Annotated in this window: 7 protein-coding genes; 4 read left to right on the top strand and 3 right to left on the bottom strand. The window is 68.1% G+C overall.

Features of this window, described 5'->3' with window-relative positions:
• Positions 1–107: 107 nt before the first annotated feature.
• The gene (locus tag Q1K70_RS06380; RefSeq protein ID WP_300157027.1) at positions 108–1,040 is read right to left on the bottom strand and encodes a carbohydrate kinase family protein; all 933 of its coding nucleotides are present in this window, start codon (positions 1,038–1,040) and stop codon (positions 108–110) included.
• 15 nt (positions 1,041–1,055) lie between these two features.
• A complete protein-coding gene (cutA, locus tag Q1K70_RS06375; protein ID WP_300157025.1) occupies positions 1,056–1,391 on the bottom strand; it encodes a divalent-cation tolerance protein CutA in 336 nt (111 codons plus the stop codon).
• 121 nt (positions 1,392–1,512) lie between these two features.
• On the opposite strand from cutA, the gene Q1K70_RS06370 reads away from it, so the two are divergent.
• The 4 genes from Q1K70_RS06370 to Q1K70_RS06355 all read left to right on the top strand — a co-directional run bounded on the left by Q1K70_RS06370 (position 1,513) and on the right by Q1K70_RS06355 (position 5,471).
• Positions 1,513–2,163, top strand: a complete 651-nt coding sequence (locus Q1K70_RS06370) for an endonuclease III domain-containing protein (protein WP_300157023.1) — start codon at positions 1,513–1,515, stop codon at positions 2,161–2,163.
• Positions 2,160–2,966 carry a peptidoglycan DD-metalloendopeptidase family protein gene (locus tag Q1K70_RS06365; RefSeq protein ID WP_300157021.1) on the top strand — a complete coding sequence of 269 codons (807 nt, stop codon included), beginning with the start codon at positions 2,160–2,162 and terminating at the stop codon, positions 2,964–2,966. Before Q1K70_RS06370 ends, Q1K70_RS06365 begins: the two co-directional genes overlap by 4 nt.
• A 71-nt stretch (positions 2,967–3,037) precedes the next feature.
• Positions 3,038–4,324: a S41 family peptidase gene (locus tag Q1K70_RS06360; protein WP_300157019.1), complete on the top strand. Its 1,287-nt coding sequence runs from the start codon at positions 3,038–3,040 to the stop codon at positions 4,322–4,324.
• Between the two features lie 139 nt (positions 4,325–4,463).
• Entirely contained in the window at positions 4,464–5,471 is a 1,008-nt protein-coding gene (locus tag Q1K70_RS06355; RefSeq protein ID WP_300157017.1) for a divergent polysaccharide deacetylase family protein, read from the top strand.
• Positions 5,472–5,549: 78 nt separating this feature from the next.
• Here the strand turns inward: Q1K70_RS06355 and Q1K70_RS06350 are convergent, their stop codons facing one another.
• Positions 5,550–6,419, bottom strand: a complete 870-nt coding sequence (locus Q1K70_RS06350; protein WP_300157015.1) for an alpha/beta hydrolase — start codon at positions 6,417–6,419, stop codon at positions 5,550–5,552.
• Positions 6,420–6,582: the final 163 nt, after the last annotated feature.

Below are 6,582 nucleotides of genomic sequence, written 5' to 3'. Positions count from 1 at the left end.
ATCGGGCGGCAGGGGGCGACGGCTTTGCGGCGCACCCTGCCGCCCGATTCCAGCCCCACCATCGAGGGGGTCCGGGGGGGATCATCCCCCCCGGCCGTCGGAGGCTCTTAAAGCGTACCGAACACCGCAGTGTAGCGGGCGGCGAATTCGGGCCAGGTGAAGTGGTGCTCCTGGGTGCCGTGCTTTTCCACGGCGTAGGCGGCGGACACGGAGCCGAGCTTGGCCGCCTCGGCCGGGGCCTTGCCCATGATGAGGCCCTTGATGAAGCCGGCCCTGAAGGCGTCGCCCGCGCCGGTGGGGTCCTGGACCTCGGCCACGGGGCAGGGGGCCACGGCGGTTTCGGCCGCGCCCTGGCGCACGATGCAGCCCTTCTCGCCGAGGGTGGTGATGACCGTGCCGGCCCGGGCGGTGATCTCGGCCAGGCTGAGCCTGGTGGCGTTCTCGATGAGTTGCAGTTCGTAGTCGTTGGAAATGAGGTAGGTCGCGCCGGTGAGCATCTCGGTGAGCTCCGCGCCGGAAAGGGCCGGAATGTTCTGGCCGGGGTCCACGATGACCGGCACGCCCTTGGCCTTGTAGCTGCGGACGTGGTCCTGCATGTCCTGCAGGTTGCCGGGCGCGACGATGGCGATGGTGTCGGCCGGGTCGGCCTCGTCCACGGGGTATGCGGCGCTGTGCTTCATGGCTCCGGGGTTGAAGCCGGTGATCTGGTTGTCGGAACGGTCGGTGGTGATGTAGGCTCCGGCGGTGAATTCGCCGCCGATGCGGCGGATGCCCTTGAGGGAGAGGCCGCAGTGGCGAAGCCACGCTTCGTAGGCGGCGAAGTCCTTGCCGGCCGAGGCCACGATGGTCGGGTCCTCGCCCAGGAGCTTCAGGCAATAGGCGATGTTGCCGGCCGTGCCGCCGAATTTCTCCTCGAGACCTTCCACCAGGAAGCAGACGTTGAGGATGTGTATTTTTTCCGGCAGGATGTGATCGGCGAAGCTGCCGGGGAAGCTCATGATGCGGTCGTAGGCCAGGGAGCCGGTGACGAGGATGCGCATGGGCGGGTCTCCGTTTTAGGGGTTCGATGGGGCGCGGGAGGCGGTTTCGTCCTCGATCCAGCGCAGGAAGGCGGCGTGGCCGCCGGTTATGGGCAGGATCACCACGCAGGGCACGTCGTAGGAATGGAGTTCCTTGACCCGGGCGGCCAGGGCCTCGGCCAGTCCGGCCCGGGTCTTGGCCACGAGCACGGTTTCCTCGGCGGTTTCCACCGCGCCTTGCCAATGGTATATGGATTGCATGCCGGGCAGGATGTTGACGCAGGCGGCCAGGCGTTCCTCGACCAGGGCGCGGCCGATGCGCTTGGCCTCGTCGATCGAGGCTGCGGTGACGTAGGCGAACACGGCGGACATGGCTTCCTCCGGGCGACGGGTCGTTTTTGCCGACGGCATGGCCTTACACGACGGATCGGCCTTTGCAAAGCCGCCGGCCGTCCGGGGCGAGGGGAACAAGCGGGGAGGCGCGGCGCGCGGCATGAAACGAGGGGAACTTTTCCTGCAAATGCACGAAGCCATGGCCGAGGCCCTGGGGCCGAGCGGCTGGTGGCCGGCGGACTCGCCCTTCGAGATGGCCGTGGGCGCGGTGCTGGCGCAGAACACGAACTGGGCGGGCGCTTCGCGGGCGGTGGCCAACCTGCGGGCCAGCGGTGCGTTCTCGGCCCGGGGGCTGCTCGACCTGCCCCGGGCGACCCTGGAAGAGCTGCTGCGCCCGGCCGGGCATTTCCGGGTCAAGGCGGCGCGGCTGGTCAATTTATTGGAATGGCTCGACCGGGAGTGCGATGGGGACGTCGCGTCCCTGGCCTCCCGGGACATGGCCGCGGTCCGGGAGGGCCTGCTCGCCGTGCGCGGAGTGGGGCCGGAGACGGCGGACAGCATCCTGCTCTACGGCCTGGGCTTTCCGAGCTTCGTCGTGGACGCCTACACGGCGCGCATCTGCGCCCGCCACGCCCTGGTCCCGGAAGAGGCCGGCTACGAGGAGCTGCGGGAGCTTTTCATGGACGCCTTGCCGGCCGACGCGGCCCTTTACAATGAACTGCACGCCCAGTTGGTACGCGTGGGAAACGCCTGGTGCCGGCCCCGCGCCCCGCGCTGCGACGCCTGCCCGCTACGGGAATTTCTGCCGTGAGGCGCCGGCCCGTCGCGTGGAGCCTCGCGGCCGCCCTTGCCGCCCTCGCCGTCATGGGCCCGGCGGCCGCCCCGGCGGCCAAGCCCCGGGAGGGGAGGGCGGCCGCCGCCGGCCGCGAGGCCGAGCGGGCGCGCCTGACGCCGCTTTTGGCCGCCCTGTGGGAAAGCCTGGTGTCGCGCGCCGTGGGCGTTTCGGGCGCGGGCGCGGATTGGGCCGAGGCGGACCGCCGGCAAGCCTGGGCGCGCCTACTGCTCGAGGCCGAGGCCGGCCGCAACGGTGCGCCGTCCGGCGAGGCGGCCGGCGGCGAAGCCGGACGGGAACGCCCGGCCGGACGTCCCGCCCCGGCCGCCAAGGCCGAGGCCGCCCTGCCGGCCTTCGACGCGGGCGTGCCGCCCCTCGAGGAGCCCACCACCTTCGCCGCGCCCCTGGAGGGCCTGGGCTGGCCGGCGGGCGGCCGGGTGGCGGCGTCCTTCGCGCCCGGGGCCAATCCGCCGCGCCAGGGACTGGTGCTCGCCGTGCCGGAAGGTTCGGCCGTGACGGCCTCGGCCGGGGGCGAGGTGGTCTTTTCCGGCGCGCTTCGCGGCCTTGGCCGCATCGTCATCGTGGACCACGGCGGCCGGCGGCACACGGTCTACGGCTGCCTGGGCCGGGTCGACGCCCGGGAGGGCGACCTGGTGCGCCGGGGCGACCGGCTGGGCGCGTCCGGGCTTTGCGGCGTCACCAAATCCCCGGGCGTCTATTTCGAATTGCGTTTTCGGGAAAAAGCTCTTAATCCGGCGGAGTGGCTCGCCGAGAGGCGATAGGGCGTTTGACGAGAGTCGGGAGCGCGGCCGCCGCCTGCGGGGCGGACGTCCGGCGTTCCGTGGAGGACTGTATGCGTCGTTTGACCAAGGTGTCTTGTTCCCTCATCATTTTTCTGGCTCTTGGCTCCGTCGCCCTGGCCGCCAAGAACGACGAGGACCGCTTCGCGCCGCTCAAGCGCTTCAGCCAGGTCATGGACCTGGTGGAAAACCATTACGTCAAGCCCGTGACCCGCAACGAACTCATCGACGGGGCCATCGTCGGCATGCTCCAGCAGCTCGACCCCCATTCGAGCTTTCTGTCCAAGGACGAGTTCAAGGAGATGCAGGTCAGCACTTCCGGGGAATTCGGCGGCATCGGCATCGAGATCAGCATGGAAAACGGCCGGCTCACGGTCATTTCCCCCATCGACGACACGCCGGCCGACAAGGCCGGCATCAAGGCCGGCGACGTGATCCTCGAGATCGAGGGCGAGACCACCCAGGATATGACCCTTGTCGACGCCGTGCAGAAGATCCGCGGCCCCAAGGGCAAGCCCGTGTCCCTGACGCTCGTGCACAAGGACCAGCAGAAGCCCTTCAAGGTCAAGGTGGTGCGCGACACCATCCCCATCATCAGCGTGAAGAGCAACGAAGTGGAGCCCGGCTACCTCTACGTGCGCCTGACCCGCTTCAACGAGAACACCACCGCCGAGCTCAAGCAGGCCCTGACCGACTACGTCAAGGGCGGCAAGACGCTCAAGGGCGTGATCCTCGACCTGCGCAACAATCCCGGCGGCCTGCTCGAACAGGCGGTCAACGTCTCCGACGTGTTCCTGCCCTCGGGCCAGATCGTGTCCATCAAGGGCAAGAACGCCGACCAGGAGAAAATCTTTTCCGCCAAGGGCGACGGCTCCGACGTGTCCGTGCCCCTGGTGGTGCTCATCAACGCCGGCTCGGCCTCGGCCTCGGAAATCGTGGCCGGCGCGCTCAAGGACCACAAGCGGGCCCTGCTCGTGGGCGAGAAGACCTTCGGCAAGGGCTCGGTCCAGACCGTCATCCCGCTCTCCGACGGCTCGGGCATCAAGCTGACCACCGCCCTCTATTACACGCCCAACGGCCGCTCCATCCAGGCCGAGGGCATCGAGCCCGACTTCATGGTGCCCATGCAGGACACCGAGTCCGACCGCGACAAGCTCTCGGCCAACCACCAGTTCCGGGAACGCGATCTGACCCGGCACCTGGAAAACAAGAAAAAGAAGTCTTCCGACCCCTCCGACGATCCCAAGCAGAAGCTGCTCGATCAGCTCGCCCGGGACAATCAGCTCAAGCTCGCCTTGGAATTGGTGAAGTATTTCCCCATCAAAACCTACACCCCCTAAAAAGCGCAAGCCGAAGACAGCCCCCACGCAACCCGCCAAGGGGTCGGGCAAGTCTTCGGCGCGCTCCAAGGGCGGGGAGACGCGGCGCATCGTCGTCTCCGGCCGGCCCTTCGTCGCGGTCGTCGCCGGTCTGGCCCTGGTGGTCAGCCTGGCCGTGCTGGCGGTGGTCGTCTTCGGCCCGATTCCTTCCCTGCCCTGGAGCAAGGCCGGAGCCGCCGCCAAGACCGCCGAGGTCCGCCGGCCCGTCGCGCCCAAGCCCAAGCCGGCCGGCGCGGCCCCGCGCCTGACCGAGGGCCCTTCGAAGCAGGTCGACCTGCCCTTCGAGGAGCACCTCGCCGGCCGGGAATCCGCGCCGCCGCCGGCCACGCCGGCCTCGGAATCGCATGGCCAGCTCGTCCCCGGCAACGGCAACGGCAACGGCGAGGCCGGCGATCCGCGCCTGTCCGGGCCGGTCGATCCCGTGCCCAATGACGTCGGCAAGGGGCCGCGCATGGTCGTGGTCATCGACGACATCGGCGACCACCCGGTCATGGCCGCCAACCTCATGGATCTGCCGTTCCCCGTGACCCTGGCCATCCTGCCCCAGCGGCCGCGCACCCGTTCCGTGGCCACCCAGGCCGCCGCGCGCGGCATCGAAGTCATCCTGCACCAGCCCATGCAGCCCGGCACCTACCCCAGGGTCAACCCCGGCCCGGGCGCGCTGTTTACCGACATGGACACGGCGCGCGTCCAGGCGACGCTGAATGAAAACCTCGACGCCCTGCCCGAAGCCATCGGCATCAACAACCACATGGGCTCGGCCTTCACCGGCGACGCCGCCGGCATGGCCGCGGTTATGCCCGTGCTCAAGGCCCGCGGCCTCTTCTTCATGGACTCCGTGACCTCGGCCACCTCCGCCGCTCCCGAAGCGGCGCGCAAGGCCGGCGTGCCGTTCTACCGACGCGCCGTCTTCCTCGACAACGTCCGCAATACCCGCACCATCCTCGGACAACTCAAGACCGCCGAACGATACGCCCTCAAACACGGCCGGGCCATCGCCATCGGTCACCCCTACGGCGAAACCTACGAGGCCCTGAAGCTCTGGGCCAAGGAACGCGACCCGCACGTGGTCATCGTCACCCTGCGGACCCTTGGGCCGGAATTCTAAGGACGGACGAAGAGGGGCGGCAGGCGGGAGAAGGGGAAGAGGTCTCCTGCGGCCGGGGGGATTGCCCTCCCCCCGACGCTACGGCTGCCGCTTGGCTGGAACCGTCTCGTCCATCGCCAGGAAGGTCAGGACGATCCGGGTGAAGGCGGCTGGGGCTTCAAATTGCAAGTGGTGGGTCCCGTTCTTGAATTGCACCAGCCAAGCGCCGGGGATCAGGCCGGCCAGGATTTTCGAGCCCTTCGTGCCCACGACCGTGTCCGCCGTTCCCACCAGCAGCATGACCTGATTCTTGATCAGCTTCATCTTCTCCAAAGGCGTCTTCCAGCCCATGGCCGCCTGAAGCTGCTTCCTGATGGTGGGATCGTCCGGCAAGGGCAGGCGCTTGAGGGCAGCGGCCACGGCTTGCCCGTCGGTCGACGTGGCGTGGATGACGGCCTTGCCGATCCGGTCGGGAAAGGAGAGGAGCAGGTTCTGCGTGGTCACGCTGGACTGGGAATACCCCAGCACATCCGTTTGCCGGACCCCGAGCGCATCCAGCAGGCTCACGGCGTCCTGGGCGAAAAGCCTGTAGGTGAAGGGTTGACCGTCGTCCGTCGTGTACCCCATCCCCCGGTTGTCCATGATGATCAATTGATGCTTTTTCGCCGCCTCTTCAATGAATTCCGGCGTCCAGCGATCCATCGTGCAACCGAGCCCGGTCAGCAGCAGCAGCGGTTCGCCTGAACCGATCAATTTGTATCCGATCCTGATCCCGTTGGCGTCTGTCTGGTAGATGTCGTGGCCCTGGGCGTCCACGGCCGCCTTTTCGCCCACGGGCATGACGTCCTTGGCCCAGGAGGCCGAAGCGCCGATCCCCAGCAGGAGGAACAGCAGATACGTCAAACAGACGGCGGCGGCAGCAGATCGTGAACGAGGCATCGTTTCTTCCTCCAGCGTTTTGAGAAGCATGAAGACTCCACCATAGAAGTTCGTCACTCTTGCAAGCGTGAGCTGTCGCCCGTCCTAGGGCCTGTCGGCAATTGATTTGAACCGTGCTATTCATCTTCGCGAGAGAACGGCAATAAAATTTCGCCCCGCCGGGGCGACGGGCCCGCGAGGCCGGAATCGGTCC

This window comes from Solidesulfovibrio sp. (assembly GCF_029978005.1).
Classification (GTDB): Bacteria; Desulfobacterota; Desulfovibrionia; order Desulfovibrionales; family Desulfovibrionaceae; genus Solidesulfovibrio.
Note: the sequence above shows the minus strand (reverse complement) of the source record. Positions and strands in the feature narration are given on the sequence as shown.

What these genes read in the sequence shown, in the direction of transcription:
- Q1K70_RS06380 (WP_300157027.1), bottom strand. Translation starts at nt 1,040, where the DNA reads ATGCGCATCCTCGTCACCGGCTCCCTGGCCTACGACCGCATCATGAGC.
- Q1K70_RS06360 (WP_300157019.1), top strand. Translation starts at nt 3,038, where the DNA reads ATGCGTCGTTTGACCAAGGTGTCTTGTTCCCTCATCATTTTTCTGGCT.
- Q1K70_RS06370 (WP_300157023.1), top strand. Translation starts at nt 1,513, where the DNA reads ATGAAACGAGGGGAACTTTTCCTGCAAATGCACGAAGCCATGGCCGAG.
- Q1K70_RS06350 (WP_300157015.1), bottom strand. Translation starts at nt 6,419, where the DNA reads ATGCTTCTCAAAACGCTGGAGGAAGAAACGATGCCTCGTTCACGATCT.
- cutA (WP_300157025.1), bottom strand. Translation starts at nt 1,391, where the DNA reads ATGTCCGCCGTGTTCGCCTACGTCACCGCAGCCTCGATCGACGAGGCC.